The sequence below is a fragment of the Castellaniella hirudinis genome (assembly GCF_042651965.1).
Lineage (GTDB): Bacteria > Pseudomonadota > Gammaproteobacteria > Burkholderiales > Burkholderiaceae_B > Castellaniella > Castellaniella hirudinis.
The window spans coordinates 54419-66893 of record NZ_JBHSDY010000012.1 but is presented as its reverse complement, the minus strand read 5'-3'; the positions used below and the strand labels follow the sequence as shown (position 1 = coordinate 66893).

The window sequence follows — 12475 nt, the reverse complement described above, 5'->3', positions numbered from 1 at the left end:
CCGCTTTTACCGCTTCTCATGTTCAATCCCTCCAAGGAACAGGTTCGCGCATTCTTCACCGATGCCTGGCGCAAGCGCCGCGAGGGCGGTGTGCTGACGCCGCTGGAAACCATGGCCGCCGACCTGGTCGAGCGCCATCCCGAATACCACGAAGACCTGCAGGACCCCGACGCCGCCGAGCGCGACTACCCGGTCGAAGCCGGCCGCACCAACCCCTTTCTGCACCTGTCGATGCACCTGGCGATCCAGGAACAGTTGTCGATCGACCATCCGCCCGGCATCCGCGACGCCTGGAACGCCCTGTTGCGCAGCCGCGACGAGCACGAGGCCGCCCACGTCATCATGGAAGCGCTGGGTGAAGTCGTCTGGGAAGCCCAGCGGCTGGGCAAGCCGCTGGACAATGAACACTATCTGGACCTGATCCGGCGGCACGCCACGCACGATCGTTGAGGGGATGCGCAGCGGCATCCCCTCAAATCGTTATTTGCGCACCGCCAGCGACGAAGGCTGGGCCGACAGCCAGGCGGAGATGTTCTCGATGTCCGTCGCCGACAACTGCGTCGCCATGGCGCCCATGATGGCGTTCTTGCGCACGTTGGCCGAAGCCGGCGCACCCGCCTGTCCACGCTGGTAGGCGATCAGGGCATGTTCCAGATAGTCCTGATGCTGCCCGGCCAGGATCGGGTATTCAGGCATCATCGGCGTCTTGGCATCGGCGCCGTGGCACGAGGCGCAGGTGTACTTTTCAAAGGCGGCCTTGCCGGCCTGCAAGTCGGCCGCCTGTGCGCCGGTCGCCGTCAGCCCAAGACCCAGCAGGGCAATCCACAATGTACGCATGATGGTGTTCCCCCGGATCACTTGAGACTGGAATAGTAGGCCGCGACGTCGGCCATGTCCTGTTCGGACAGGGACCGCGCGATGGCGTCCATGGTCGGGAAGGAACGTGCGCCACTGGCGTATTCCTTCAGCGCCGCAACGATGTAGGGCGCGTTCTGACCGGCGATCATGGGGACGTGGTACAACTCGGGATAGGCTGCCTTGTAACCCGGAATGCCATGGCAGCCGATGCACATGGACACCTTCTGGGCGCCGGCCTGGACATCGCCCTGGACGGCCGGGGGATCGGCTGCCAGCGCAGGACCCGCCAGCAAACAGGACGCCGTCACCACGACGGCACCCAAACCACGGTCAAGCATTGCTCGCGACTTCATATGGCCTCTTGTCTCTATGATTCATATTGTGTCGGCATCGGCCAGCCTCCTGCCGGGCCGATGAGGCATGACGATTGTACGATAATTGTTTCGATACAGTCAGACATCGACATTTCAAACCCATAATATCCGGCTTCCGGACCCACGCGCTACGATTCTGCCGCCCATGACCCGCACGACCGCCCCCGCTCCCAGCAATCGTTTCGACGGCACCGACCGCTACGTCGCCACCGACGCACTGAAAACCGCCGTCAATGCCGCGCTGACCTTGCAGCGCCCCCTGCTGGTCAAGGGCGAGCCGGGCACCGGCAAGACCCTGCTGGCCGAAGAAGTCGCCCGCGCCCTGGGCCGGCCCCTGCTGCAATGGCACATCAAGTCCACGACAAAGGCGCAGCAGGGCCTGTATGAATACGACGCCGTTTCGCGTCTGCGCGATTCGCAGCTGGGCGAAGCTGCCGTGCACGACATCCGCAACTACATCGTGCAGGGCGTGCTGTGGCAAGCCTTCGAGTCGGAACAGCCCTGCGTGGTGCTGATCGATGAAATCGACAAGGCTGACATCGAATTCCCCAACGATCTGCTGCGCGAACTAGACCGGATGGAATTCCACGTCTACGAAACCCGGCAGACCGTCCAGGCGCGCCACAAGCCCCTGATCCTCATCACCTCGAACAATGAAAAAGACCTGCCCGACGCGTTCCTGCGGCGCTGCTTTTTTCATTACATCGAGTTCCCCGACCGCGAGACCCTGAGCGACATCGTCGCCGTCCACTTCCCGGACCTGCGCGCCGACGTCCTGAGCGCGGCGCTGGATGCGTTCTTCCGCCTGCGCGAGGTCCCAGGGCTGAAAAAACGCCCCTCGACTTCGGAGTTCCTGGACTGGCTGCACCTGCTGCTGGCCGAATCCGTGCCTCCCGACAGCCTGGCGCGCGGCGACGTGCCGCCGCTGGCCGGCGCCCTGCTGAAGAACGAACAGGACCTGAACCTGCTGCGAAGGCTGGCGGCCCTGACGCAGCGCGGCGGCCGCTAAGCGCCCGCGCATTGAAACGGACCGGCCGAAGCAACCCAGCCCCAGCGACCAGGCCACGCGACACCTTTCACGATCACCCACCACCGGATCGACTCATGAGCACTCCCGGTTTCAAGCAAGCCCCCCACCCCGTCACCCTCGAAGGCCATGGCGTGCGTCTGGTCCCGCTGTCCGCCGAACACACCGCCGGCCTGCGCGCCGCGGCCGCCGACGGCGAGCTCTGGAACCTGCGCGTCACCTCGGTGCCCGAACCCGGGCAGACCGAAGCCTACGTCACCCAGGCCCGGAAAGGCCGAGACGACGGCCACATGCTACCCTTCGCCGTGCTCGACGCCGCCAGCGGCGCCGTCCTGGGCTCCACGCGCTACCACGACATCATGCCGGCGGTCGCCCGGCTGGAGATCGGCTACACCTGGTACGCCCGTTCGCACCAGCGCTCCCACGTCAACACGACGTGCAAACTGCTGCTGCTCGAACATGCCTTCGACGTGCTGGGCGCAGCCGTCGTGGGCTGGCGCACCGACAACTACAACCACGCCTCGCAACGCGCCATCGAGCGCCTGGGCGCGCACCGCGACGGCGTGATCCGCCACCACGCCCTGCGCCGCGACGGCACCGTGCGCGACACGGTCATGTACAGCCTGCTGGCGGGCGAATGGCCCGAGGTCCGCGCCCACCTGCTCTATCAACTGCACCGCCCCCGCGCCTGAACCCGCATCCCCCGCCCTGGCCATGCTGACCGATTTCTTCACCCAGTTGCGCGCCGCCGGTATCCCGGTCTCCATCCGGGAATACCTGAGCCTGCTGGAACTGCTGTGCAGCCCCGCCGCGCCGACCAGCACCGAGGACTTCTACCATCTGGCCCGCCTGGCGCTGGTCAAGGACGAGACCCGCTACGACCGCTACGACCGGGTCTTCGCCGCCTTCATCGGCCAGCTCCAGGCGCGCGCGGGCGGCCCGGACGTCCCGCCGGACTGGCTCGTCCAGACCTTCCGCAAGCAGCTCAGCGACGCCGAAAAAGCCGCACTGGAAAAGCACGGCTGGGACCGCTTGATGGAGATGTTCCGCGAGCGCCTGGCCGAACAGAAGGATCGCCACGCGGGCGGCAGCAAGTGGATCGGCACCGGGGGTTCCTCGCCCTTCGGCCACGGCGGTTATCACCCCGAAGGCATCCGCATCGGCGGCCCCTCGGCCGGCAACCGCACCGCCATCAAGGTCTGGGAACGGCGCGACTACCGCGACTACGACGACCAGCAGACCCTGGGCACGCGCAATTTCAAGATGGCGCTGCGACGTCTGCGGCGCTTTGCCCGCCAGGGCGCGGCGATGGAACTGGACATGCCCGGCACCATCCGCGGCACCGCCGAACAGGCCGGCATGCTGGACCTGCACTGGGTGCCCGAACGCCACAACGCGGTCAAGGTCCTGATGCTGCTGGACGTGGGCGGCAGCATGGACGACCACATCGCCCGCATCGAATCCCTGTTTTCCGCCGCGCGCAGCGAGTTCCGGCACCTGGAGGTCTATTACTTCCACAACTGTCCCTACGAGTCCGTCTGGCGCCACAACAGCCGCCGCCACGGCGAACGCATCGAGACCTGGGACCTGCTGCGCAGCTACGGCGAGGACTGGCGCCTGATCCTGGTGGGCGACGCCTCGATGAGTCCCTACGAGCTGCTGTACCCCGGCGGATCGGTCGAGCACCACAACGAGGAAACCGGCGCCGCCTGGCTGCAACGCATCCTGGGCCACTGGCCGCGCGCGGTCTGGCTGAACCCGGAACCGTCCGGCTCCTGGCCCTACCGCCAGTCCATCGCCATCGTGCGCGAACTGATGCACGAGCGCATGTTCGGCATGACGATGGACGGCCTGGAACAGGCGATGCGGCTGCTGTCGAAGTAAGGCCGTCGCGGCGGAATCAGGAACACCGCCTCACACGCGCCCTTCTCCGGCCAGTTCGGCCCGGTACGCGAACGTCACGAAGATGGCGTGCGCGAGCGCCATCGAACTGACCAGAGAGCGGAACCCGAAGACGGGCTGCTCCCGGATCAGCAGCAGGTAGTCGGCCAACTGTGCGTACGGCCCCATCTGGCTATCCGTCACGGCGACGATCGCCGCGCCCCGTTCCGCCGCAAACCGCGCGATGTCCAGCGTTTCCTCGGCATAGGGCTCGTAGCTGAACAGAATGAGGACGTCCTCTTTCTGCATGCACCGGATCTGGCTGCGATACATCCCGCCGGTGTTCGTCACCTGCACCGCGTTGGAACGGACGTGCTGCAGGGCATAGGTCAGATAGGAGGCGACCGGATAGGTGCGCCGCATTCCGGCGATCCAGATCTTTTCCGACGCCACCAACCGCGCCACCACCGCCTCGATCTCTTTGAGGTTGGGCTCCGAACCCAGCGCGAGCAGTTCTTCGGCGGACCGCTGGGTCGACTGGCGGATGATCTCGCCGCAGCCGAAGGCCCCCTGGCGCGTGTTCAGGACCTCGCGGATCCGGTCCTGGTACGGCGTCTCGAGCGCGACCTTGCGGCTGAGCCGCGCCTTGAAGATCGCCTGCATGTCCGAAAAGCCATCGAAGCCGAAGCGGTGGGCGAAACGGATCACCGCCGAAGGCTGGACGTCGCAGCGTTCGGCGATGTCCTTGATCTTGCACAGTCCGAGCGACTCGTGATTCTTCTCGATGAAGACGGCGATCTTCGCCAACTGCCGGCTCAGGTTCGAATAATCGCGGGAGATCGTTTCCAGCAAGGCCTCGACATCGCCGCGTGGAGCGGAATCCGGCCCGGACATCGAAGTGTACGCATCGTCGCTTGCCATGGCTGCCCTATGTGTTGAGTTGAACGATTCTGGCGCAACGGCCCGGACGGACAGAATCGACGCCGCCTGCCACGCCGGGAGGCAGCCCGATTGTACGCCCCGAATAGAACATAAATTCTAAGTGATTACACTAATAGAATTTAATTTCCATTCCTTCTAAAGTCCCACCTGCCCCAGGAGGATCGACACACGCCAGTCCCGGGGCTCGACGCGCAACACTTGCATCCTGGACCCGGATTGATGACTTACAGCTTTGATTTCGCAAGTCTCCTGCCGCACTGGCATGCCTTTCTAGACGGGCTCTGGCTGACGACGCAACTCTCGATTGCCACGACGGTGCTGGGCTTCGTCTTCGGCACCCTGGTGGCCATCGGCCTGGACAGCAAGAGCTGGGTCACGATCCCGTGCCGCATCTACGTCGAGCTGATCCGGAACACGCCCCTGCTGGTGCAGCTCTTTGTCGTGTTCTTCGTCTTTCCCAGCCTGGGATGGAAGATCTCCGCCCTGACGGCCGCCGTGATCGCCCTGGGCATGAATCTCACCGCCTACGCCAGTGAAGTCATCCGCGCCGGCATCCAGTCCGTGCATGTCGGCCAGATCGAAGCCGCAGAGTGCCTGGGTCTGAACAAGGCCCAGGTCTACTGGCACGTCATCCTGACGCCCGCGATCGAAAAGGTCTACCCGGCCCTGTGCGGCCAGTTCGTGCTCCTGATGCTGGCGTCCTCGCTGACCTCCCAGATCTCGGTCGACGAACTGACCGGCATCGCCGGGCAGATCCAGTCCGAAACGTTCCGCTCGTTCGAAACCTACACCGTCATCGCGCTGTTCTACCTGATCCTGGCGTTCTGCATGCGCTTCGGCCTCTGGCTGCTGGGCCTGGTCCTCTTCACCCGCCGTCGCCGGCTGGGCACCTCGATCTAAGGCGGCCACGATGAACGCGTTCACACAAACCCACCTCGACATCATCCTCCAGGGCGCCGGCTGGACGGTGATGCTGTCCCTCATCGCACTGATCGGCGGCGGCGCCCTGGGCCTGGCGATCGCGCTCAGCACCCTTTCCCGGAGCCGTCTCCTGCGCCTGCTCGCAGGCAGCTACATCCAGTTGATCCAGGGCACGCCGCTGCTGGTCATCATGTTCCTGTCGTTCTTCGGGCTGTCGATCCTCGGCTGGAACCTGCCGGGGATCGTCGCCGCATCGATCTCGCTGTCGCTCTATGCGGGCGCCCACCTGGGCGAGATCTGGGGCAGTTGCCTGCGCTCCGTGCCGAAGAACCAGTGGGAAGCGGCCGAATGCCTGGCGCTGAGCCGGTCCGTGCGCATGCTGCGGGTGATCCTGCCCCAGGCCTTGCGGATCGCCACGCCGCCCACGGTCGGCTTCACCGTGCAGTTGATCAAGAACTCGTCGCTGGCCTCCGTCATCGGCTTCGTCGAACTGGTGCGTGCGGGCCAACTGGTCAACAACACAATTTTCGAGCCCGGGATCGTCTATTTCCTGGTCGCCGGACTCTATTTTCTGATGTGCTACCCGCTTTCCGCCTTCAGCAGAAAGCTAGAAAGGAAACTACATGTCGGCCGTCGTTGAACTGCAGGACGTACACAAGAGATTCGGCGCCAATACCGTCCTGAACGGCGTTTCGTTCTCCGTCGAGAAGGGACAAGTCGTCGCCATCATCGGCCAGAGCGGCTCTGGGAAAAGCACGGCCCTGCGCTGCATCGACCGCCTGGAAACCATCGACCAGGGCCGGATCACGGCATGCGGCCACGTGGTCAGCGACCCCCACGTCGACCTGCTCACGCTGCGCAAGGACATCGGCATCGTATTCCAGGGCTACAACCTGTTCCCCCACCTGACGGTCCAGCGCAACATCACCCTGGCGCTGACCTCGGTCAAGAAGATGGGACGGGCGCAGGCCAACGAGGTCGCTGCAGAAGTCCTCGACCAGGTAGGTCTGCGGGAAAAGACGCATTCATACCCCGAAGAGCTTTCGGGCGGACAGCAGCAGCGCGTCGCCATCGCACGCTCGCTGGCGATGCACCCCAGCCTGATGCTGTTCGACGAAGTGACTTCCGCGCTGGATCCGCAACTGACGGGCGAAGTCCTGAAGGTGATGGAAGGCCTCGCAAAGAAAGGCATGACCATGATCATGGTGACGCACGAGATGGCGTTCGCGCAGAAGATCGCAGACATCATCATCTATATGCACCAGGGCAAGGTATGGGAAATCGGCGGGCGAACGCTTCTGCAATCGCCTCAAACAAAAGAGCTGCAAGCCTTCATCAGCAATGGGCTCTGAATTCTTCTGGAGAGTAGGCATGAATCTGAAAAAAATCGCGGGCATGGTGTTCGTCGCCGCCAGTTGCGCCATGGCGCTGCAGCCGGCGGTCGCCGACACGCTGGACGACGTGAAGGCCGCGGGCAAGCTGCGCGTGGCGATCGACCTCGGCCTGCCCCCATTCGGCTTGCTGGATCAGAACCAGCAACCCGCGGGCTCGGACATCGAAGCGGCCAAACTGCTCGCCCAGGACCTGGGCGTCGAACTCGAGGTGGTCCGCACCACGACGCCCAACCGGATCCCGTTCCTGCTGACCAACAAGGCTGACGTCATCATCTCCACCTTGTCGATCACCGAAGAACGCATGAAGGTCATCGACTTCTCCAAGCCCTACTCGGTCCTCGCGCAGGCGGTGGCGGCTCCCCAGGACGCGAAGATCAAGGACTACGCCGACCTCAAGGACCAGAAGGTCGCCAGCGTGCGCGGCTCCCAGGGTGATGCGATCCTCTCGGCCAACACCAAGGACGCGAAGATCATGAAATTCGACGACGACGCGACGGCCGTCACGGCCGTCCTGAGCGGGCAGGCAGATATTCTCGCCAACTCGACCGCGGTGATCCAGACCCTCAAGGACAAGGCGCCGGACCGCCATTTCGAGATCAAGTTCCTGATGAAGAACTATGCGCTGGGCGTCGGCCTGCGCAAGGGCAACCCCGAGTTCAAGGCCTTCCTGGACGACTGGGCCCAGAAGAATTTCCAGAACGGGAAGCTCAACGCGATCTACAAGAGCCACCTGAACGTCGACCTGCCGGCGGACCTGATGGACATGGCGCCCGCCAAGTAATTTCTACAGGCCGGCGGCACGCCGGCCGTCGTATTTTCCGGAAGTTCAGATGACTATTTTCAGTATCGAGGAAGGCAGGAAGTTCGACCTGATCTGCCTGGGCAGGCTGGCCGTTGATCTCTATGCCCAGCAGATCGGCGCCAGACTGGAAGACGTGGCCAGTTTCTCCAAGTACCTCGGCGGCAGTTCCGCCAACATCGCCTTTGGCGGTGCACGGCTGGGGCTGAAAACCGCCATGCTGTCTCGCGTAGGAGACGAGCAGATGGGACGTTTCCTGGTGGAAACGCTGGCAAACGAAGGGTGCGACACCTCAATGATCCAGGTCGACCGGGAGCGCCTGACCGGCCTGGTGCTGCTGGGCATCAAGGATCGCGAAACCTTCCCCTTGCTGTTCTATCGGGAAAACTGCGCCGACATGGCCATCGACCCCGAGCTGATTTCGGAATCCGCCATCGCCGACAGCCGCGCCCTGCTGATCACCGGCACACACCTGTCCCAGCCGCAAGTGCGCGAGGCTTCCACGCGCGCCTTGGCCTACGCGCGGCGGCATCGTGTCTTCAAGGTCCTGGACATCGACTACCGGCCCGTGCTGTGGGGACTGACCCGACGCGGCGAAGGCGAAAACCGCTATGTGCCCGACCAGGGCGTGTCTCGCAGCCTCCAGGAGATCATCCCCGAATTCGATCTGCTGATCGGCACCGAGGAGGAATTCCTCATTGCAGGCGGCGTCGCGCACGACCTGATCGGGTCGCTCAAGGCCCTGCGCAAGATCACTCACGCGCATTTCGTGGTGAAACTGGGCGCCGACGGCTGCTGCCTGATTTCCGATGAGATCCCCGCGCGGATCGAAGACGCCACGCGCTATCGTGGTGAAAAGATCAAGGTCCTGAACGTGCTGGGTGCAGGCGACGCCTTCGCCTCAGGCCTGCTGACGGGCATTCTGCGCGGACAGGATTTCGCCGACGCCGCCCGGATCGCCAATGCCTGCGGCGCGATCGTGGTCAGCCGCCATGCCTGCGCCCCCGCCATGCCGACCCAGACCGAGCTGGCATACTGGCTCGCCCGCGACGGCAAGGACATCGACTACGATTATCTGGACCATCTCCACCGGACCACCGCCCAGCGCAAGCGCTGGGACGAATTGAACGTGCTGGCGTTTGACCACCGGCAGCAATTCATGGACCTCGCGCAGGCCCATGGCGCAGGCCTGGCCGAAGTGCAGCGCCTGAAGCAAATGCTGGTCACCGCCGTGGAGCACGCCGAGGAAAAATACCAGTTGCAGGGGCGCGTCGGCGTCCTGCTGGACGGGGGCGAGCAAGGCGGCGACACGCTGTGCGCCATCACCGGCCGGGGCTGGTGGCTGGGCCGGCCCGTCGAAAAACAAATGTCCCGTCCGCTCAAATTCGACCATGCGACCTCTGTGGCCTCCCTGCTGGCGGACTGGCCGCTGGAGCAGACCGTCAAGTGCCTGGTCAGCTACCACCCCGGCGATGCCGCCCCCCTGCTTGAAGCCCAGGAAGAAAGACTGCAGGAACTCTGGGAGGCGACACGCCGGAGCGGGCACGAACTGCTGCTGGAAATCATCCCCCCTGCGGACCGGATCACGGCGGAAACCCACGACGACGTCGTGCTGGACAGCCTCGCGCGGATTTATTCTCTGGGGATCAAGCCCGACTGGTGGAAGCTCACCCCCATGGCCGCATCGGCATGGTCGAAGGTCGATGCCTTGATCCAGTCCCAGGACCCGTACTGCCGCGGCGTCGTGCTGCTGGGCCTGAACCAGCCTCTGGAACACCTCGCGACCTCATTCAGGCACGCCGCACACCCCATCGTCAAAGGTTTCATGGTGGGGCGCTCCATCTGGCAGTCGCCCGGCGCCGACTGGCTGGACAAGCGGATCGACGACCAGGGCTTCATCGAAGCCGCCAGTGCGAACTTCGCGCGCTTGATCGAAGCCTGGCACAACCGACGCTCAACCAAGGAAAACTGAGATGAAGTCACTCCTGCACAAAGCGACCCGGACCGGAAAGGACATCGTCGCGATCACCCCGGAAGAGGCCGGCTGGAAATACGTCGGCTTCCAGGCGCAACGGCTGTCGCCCGGCGAATCAACCCTGGCCGACGCGGGCGCCGGGGAGCTCTGCATCGTCGTGCTGACCGGCACCGTCGACATTCAGGTCGGCGCCGAACACTTCACGGGCCTGGGGCGGCGCGCTTCGGTCTTCGAGGAAATCCCGCCTGCGGCGGTCTATGTCACCACCGGGGCAAGCGCCCGGATCACGGCCGCCACCTCCGCGGAGGTCGCCTTCTGCCGCTCCACCCGCGGCAACCCTGCGAAGAAGACCCAGTGCCTGGACCCGGCGGCCATGCGGCGCAGCGTGCGGGGCGAAGGCTCGAACCAACGCTTCGTGTGCGATATCCTGCCTCAGGACGACCCCAGGGCCGAAAGCCTGCTGGTGGTCGAGGTGGTCACCCCTGCGGGCCATTCCTCGAGCTATCCGCCCCACAAACATGACACCGACAACGTTCCCCACGAAACCCGGCTGGAAGAAACCTACTATCACCGGATCAATCCGTCCCAGGGTTTCGCCTTCCAAAGAGTCTATACGGATGACCGGTCCCTGGACGAAACCATGTCGATCGAGAACCACGATCTGGTCGCCGTCCCGCGCGGATATCATCCCTGCGTGGCGCCCCATGGGTACGACCTGTATTACCTGAACGTAATGGCGGGTTCCGAGCGTCACTGGGTCTTCAAGAACGATCCCGCCCATGAATGGATGATCGCGCCTGCCAAGGTCTGATCCCTGGCGGTCACACAATGGGGCGGCTCGATGCCGCCCCATTCGTTGAAGCCCTCGCCGAAGACTCAATCCACCGTCTTCAGCACCTCGGCCAAGGTGCCGAAAATCTGCCCGATCTGGGCCTCGTCGATGATGAGCGGCGGCGAAATCGCGATGATGTCGCCGGTATAGCGAACCAGCACGCCTTGATCGAAGCACTTGCCGAACACCTCGGCCGCCCGGGCGCCGGGCGCGCCCGGACGGGGGGCCAGCTCGATGCCGGCCACCAGCCCCAGATTGCGCACGTCGATGACGTGAGGGCTGCCCTTGAGCGCATGCGCGGCATTTTCGAAGGCGGGCGACAGTGACTTCGCCCGATCGAACAGGCCCTCGTCACGATAAATGCCCAGGGTGGCGCGGATGGCCGCCGTCGCCAGCGGGTGGGCGGAATAGGTATAGCCGTGGAAGAACTCGATGCCGGCGGCGCTGGCCTCGATGATGGTGTCGTGCACGCTGCGGCGCACGGCGACCGCGCCGGCCGGCACCGCCGCGTTGCTGATCCCCTTGGCCAGGGTCATCAGGTCAGGCGTCACGCCGAAGAATTCGCTGCCGGTGGCTGCGCCCAGGCGGCCGAAACCGGTGATGACTTCGTCGAAGATCAGCAGAATGCCGTGCTTTTCAGTGATGGCCCGCAGCCGTTCCAGGTAGCCCTTGGGCGGCAGCAGCACACCGGTGGAGCCGGCCAGCGGCTCGACGATGACCGCCGCGATCGTCGAGGCGTCGTGCAGCGCGATGATGCGTTCGAGCGCATCCGCATAGGCTTCGCCGCCCCAGGCCGGCTGGCCCCGCGAAAAGGCATTGTGCTCCAGATCGTGCGTGTGCGGCAGGTGGTCCACCCCCGGCAGCAGCACCCCGGAAAACGCCTTGCGGTTGGGCGAGATGCCGCCCACCGAGATGCCGCCGAAACCGACGCCGTGATAGCCGCGCTCGCGGCCGATCAGGCGGGTCCGCTGGCCCTCGCCGCGCGCCCGGTGATAGGCCAGCGCGATCTTGAGCGCCGTATCGACCGATTCGGAACCCGAGTTGGTGAAGAACACCCGGTCCAGGCCGGCGGGCATCAGGGCGGCCACGTCGGAGGCCGCCCGGAAAGAGTCTTCGTGGCCGATCTGGAAGCTGGGCGCGTAGTCCAGATGCGCGGCCTGCCGGCTGATCGCGTCGATGATGGGCTGGCGGCCGTGCCCGGCGTTGACGCACCAGAGCCCGGAGGTGCCGTCCAGCACCTGATGGCCGTCCGCCGCGGTGTAGTGCATGCCCTGGGCGGCGGCAAGCATGCGGGGATGCGCCTTGAATTGCCGGTTTGCGGTAAAGGGCATCCACAGATTGGACATATCAGGGGAACGTACGGCGTCGCTTGGCATGGCAGCCTCTCAATCCAGGGTTCAGGGGGGCAGAGTGAATGGGTTCATTCTGGTCCGGCCCCCGCACGAAGGCCATAGACGGTGACAGAACAGTCG

14 protein-coding genes are annotated in these 12475 nt (G+C 64.6%); 10 read left to right on the top strand and 4 right to left on the bottom strand.

The window, feature by feature from the left end; translation table 11 throughout:
* Positions 1 to 18: 18 nt before the first annotated feature.
* Positions 19 to 450 carry a DUF1841 family protein gene (locus ACFO0J_RS17795; RefSeq protein WP_376814435.1) on the top strand — a complete coding sequence of 144 codons (432 nt, stop codon included), beginning with the start codon at positions 19 to 21 and terminating at the stop codon, positions 448 to 450.
* A 30-nt stretch (positions 451 to 480) separates the two neighbouring features.
* Here the strand turns inward: ACFO0J_RS17795 and ACFO0J_RS17790 are convergent, their stop codons facing one another.
* Both ACFO0J_RS17790 and ACFO0J_RS17785 read right to left on the bottom strand, forming a co-directional pair.
* Complete coding sequence (locus ACFO0J_RS17790; protein ID WP_376814434.1) at positions 481 to 837, bottom strand: c-type cytochrome; 357 nt, start codon at positions 835 to 837, stop codon at positions 481 to 483.
* Between the two features lie 17 nt (positions 838 to 854).
* Positions 855 to 1211: a c-type cytochrome gene (locus tag ACFO0J_RS17785; RefSeq protein WP_376814433.1), complete on the bottom strand. Its 357-nt coding sequence runs from the start codon at positions 1209 to 1211 to the stop codon at positions 855 to 857.
* Between the two features lie 166 nt (positions 1212 to 1377).
* Between ACFO0J_RS17785 and ACFO0J_RS17780 the strand changes: the two genes are divergently transcribed.
* From ACFO0J_RS17780 to ACFO0J_RS17770, 3 genes are all read left to right on the top strand, one after another.
* Entirely contained in the window at positions 1378 to 2241 is an 864-nt protein-coding gene (locus tag ACFO0J_RS17780) for an AAA family ATPase (protein ID WP_376814432.1), read from the top strand.
* Positions 2242 to 2336: 95 nt separating this feature from the next.
* Positions 2337 to 2951, top strand: a complete 615-nt coding sequence (locus tag ACFO0J_RS17775; protein ID WP_376814431.1) for a GNAT family N-acetyltransferase — start codon at positions 2337 to 2339, stop codon at positions 2949 to 2951.
* Between the two features lie 22 nt (positions 2952 to 2973).
* Positions 2974 to 4143, top strand: coding sequence for a vWA domain-containing protein (locus ACFO0J_RS17770; RefSeq protein WP_376814430.1), 1170 nt, complete (start codon positions 2974 to 2976; stop codon positions 4141 to 4143).
* Positions 4144 to 4173: 30 nt separating this feature from the next.
* Here the strand turns inward: ACFO0J_RS17770 and ACFO0J_RS17765 are convergent, their stop codons facing one another.
* Positions 4174 to 5061: a MurR/RpiR family transcriptional regulator gene (locus ACFO0J_RS17765; RefSeq protein WP_376814429.1), complete on the bottom strand. Its 888-nt coding sequence runs from the start codon at positions 5059 to 5061 to the stop codon at positions 4174 to 4176.
* A 240-nt stretch (positions 5062 to 5301) separates the two neighbouring features.
* Here ACFO0J_RS17765 and ACFO0J_RS17760 point away from each other — a divergent pair, with 240 nt between their 5' ends.
* From ACFO0J_RS17760 to iolB, 6 genes are read left to right on the top strand one after another with little or no spacing between them, the layout of a single operon-like run.
* A complete protein-coding gene (locus ACFO0J_RS17760) occupies positions 5302 to 5982 on the top strand; it encodes an amino acid ABC transporter permease (RefSeq protein ID WP_376814428.1) in 681 nt (226 codons plus the stop codon).
* Positions 5983 to 5992: 10 nt separating this feature from the next.
* Complete coding sequence (locus tag ACFO0J_RS17755) at positions 5993 to 6643, top strand: amino acid ABC transporter permease (protein ID WP_376814427.1); 651 nt, start codon at positions 5993 to 5995, stop codon at positions 6641 to 6643.
* Entirely contained in the window at positions 6627 to 7355 is a 729-nt protein-coding gene (locus ACFO0J_RS17750) for an amino acid ABC transporter ATP-binding protein (RefSeq protein WP_376814426.1), read from the top strand. Before ACFO0J_RS17755 ends, ACFO0J_RS17750 begins: the two co-directional genes overlap by 17 nt.
* Positions 7356 to 7374: 19 nt before the next feature.
* The gene (locus ACFO0J_RS17745; RefSeq protein WP_376814425.1) at positions 7375 to 8178 is read left to right on the top strand and encodes a transporter substrate-binding domain-containing protein; all 804 of its coding nucleotides are present in this window, start codon (positions 7375 to 7377) and stop codon (positions 8176 to 8178) included.
* 49 nt (positions 8179 to 8227) lie between these two features.
* Positions 8228 to 10168 carry a bifunctional 5-dehydro-2-deoxygluconokinase/5-dehydro-2-deoxyphosphogluconate aldolase gene (locus ACFO0J_RS17740; RefSeq protein WP_376814424.1) on the top strand — a complete coding sequence of 647 codons (1941 nt, stop codon included), beginning with the start codon at positions 8228 to 8230 and terminating at the stop codon, positions 10166 to 10168.
* A gap of 1 nt (position 10169) precedes the next feature.
* Positions 10170 to 10982, top strand: a complete 813-nt coding sequence (gene iolB, locus ACFO0J_RS17735) for a 5-deoxy-glucuronate isomerase (RefSeq protein WP_376814423.1) — start codon at positions 10170 to 10172, stop codon at positions 10980 to 10982.
* A 65-nt stretch (positions 10983 to 11047) separates the two neighbouring features.
* On the opposite strand, the gene aptA is transcribed toward iolB, so the two are convergent.
* Positions 11048 to 12379: an omega-aminotransferase AptA gene (gene aptA / locus ACFO0J_RS17730; RefSeq protein WP_465251290.1), complete on the bottom strand. Its 1332-nt coding sequence runs from the start codon at positions 12377 to 12379 to the stop codon at positions 11048 to 11050.
* Positions 12380 to 12475: the final 96 nt, after the last annotated feature.

What these genes read in the sequence shown, in the direction of transcription:
- ACFO0J_RS17795 (WP_376814435.1), top strand. Translation starts at nt 19, where the DNA reads ATGTTCAATCCCTCCAAGGAACAGGTTCGCGCATTCTTCACCGATGCC.
- ACFO0J_RS17790 (WP_376814434.1), bottom strand. Translation starts at nt 837, where the DNA reads ATGCGTACATTGTGGATTGCCCTGCTGGGTCTTGGGCTGACGGCGACC.
- ACFO0J_RS17785 (WP_376814433.1), bottom strand. Translation starts at nt 1,211, where the DNA reads ATGAAGTCGCGAGCAATGCTTGACCGTGGTTTGGGTGCCGTCGTGGTG.
- ACFO0J_RS17780 (WP_376814432.1), top strand. Translation starts at nt 1,378, where the DNA reads ATGACCCGCACGACCGCCCCCGCTCCCAGCAATCGTTTCGACGGCACC.
- ACFO0J_RS17775 (WP_376814431.1), top strand. Translation starts at nt 2,337, where the DNA reads ATGAGCACTCCCGGTTTCAAGCAAGCCCCCCACCCCGTCACCCTCGAA.
- ACFO0J_RS17770 (WP_376814430.1), top strand. Translation starts at nt 2,974, where the DNA reads ATGCTGACCGATTTCTTCACCCAGTTGCGCGCCGCCGGTATCCCGGTC.
- ACFO0J_RS17765 (WP_376814429.1), bottom strand. Translation starts at nt 5,061, where the DNA reads ATGGCAAGCGACGATGCGTACACTTCGATGTCCGGGCCGGATTCCGCT.
- ACFO0J_RS17760 (WP_376814428.1), top strand. Translation starts at nt 5,302, where the DNA reads ATGACTTACAGCTTTGATTTCGCAAGTCTCCTGCCGCACTGGCATGCC.
- ACFO0J_RS17755 (WP_376814427.1), top strand. Translation starts at nt 5,993, where the DNA reads ATGAACGCGTTCACACAAACCCACCTCGACATCATCCTCCAGGGCGCC.
- ACFO0J_RS17750 (WP_376814426.1), top strand. Translation starts at nt 6,627, where the DNA reads ATGTCGGCCGTCGTTGAACTGCAGGACGTACACAAGAGATTCGGCGCC.
- ACFO0J_RS17745 (WP_376814425.1), top strand. Translation starts at nt 7,375, where the DNA reads ATGAATCTGAAAAAAATCGCGGGCATGGTGTTCGTCGCCGCCAGTTGC.
- ACFO0J_RS17740 (WP_376814424.1), top strand. Translation starts at nt 8,228, where the DNA reads ATGACTATTTTCAGTATCGAGGAAGGCAGGAAGTTCGACCTGATCTGC.
- iolB (WP_376814423.1), top strand. Translation starts at nt 10,170, where the DNA reads ATGAAGTCACTCCTGCACAAAGCGACCCGGACCGGAAAGGACATCGTC.
- aptA (WP_465251290.1), bottom strand. Translation starts at nt 12,379, where the DNA reads ATGCCAAGCGACGCCGTACGTTCCCCTGATATGTCCAATCTGTGGATG.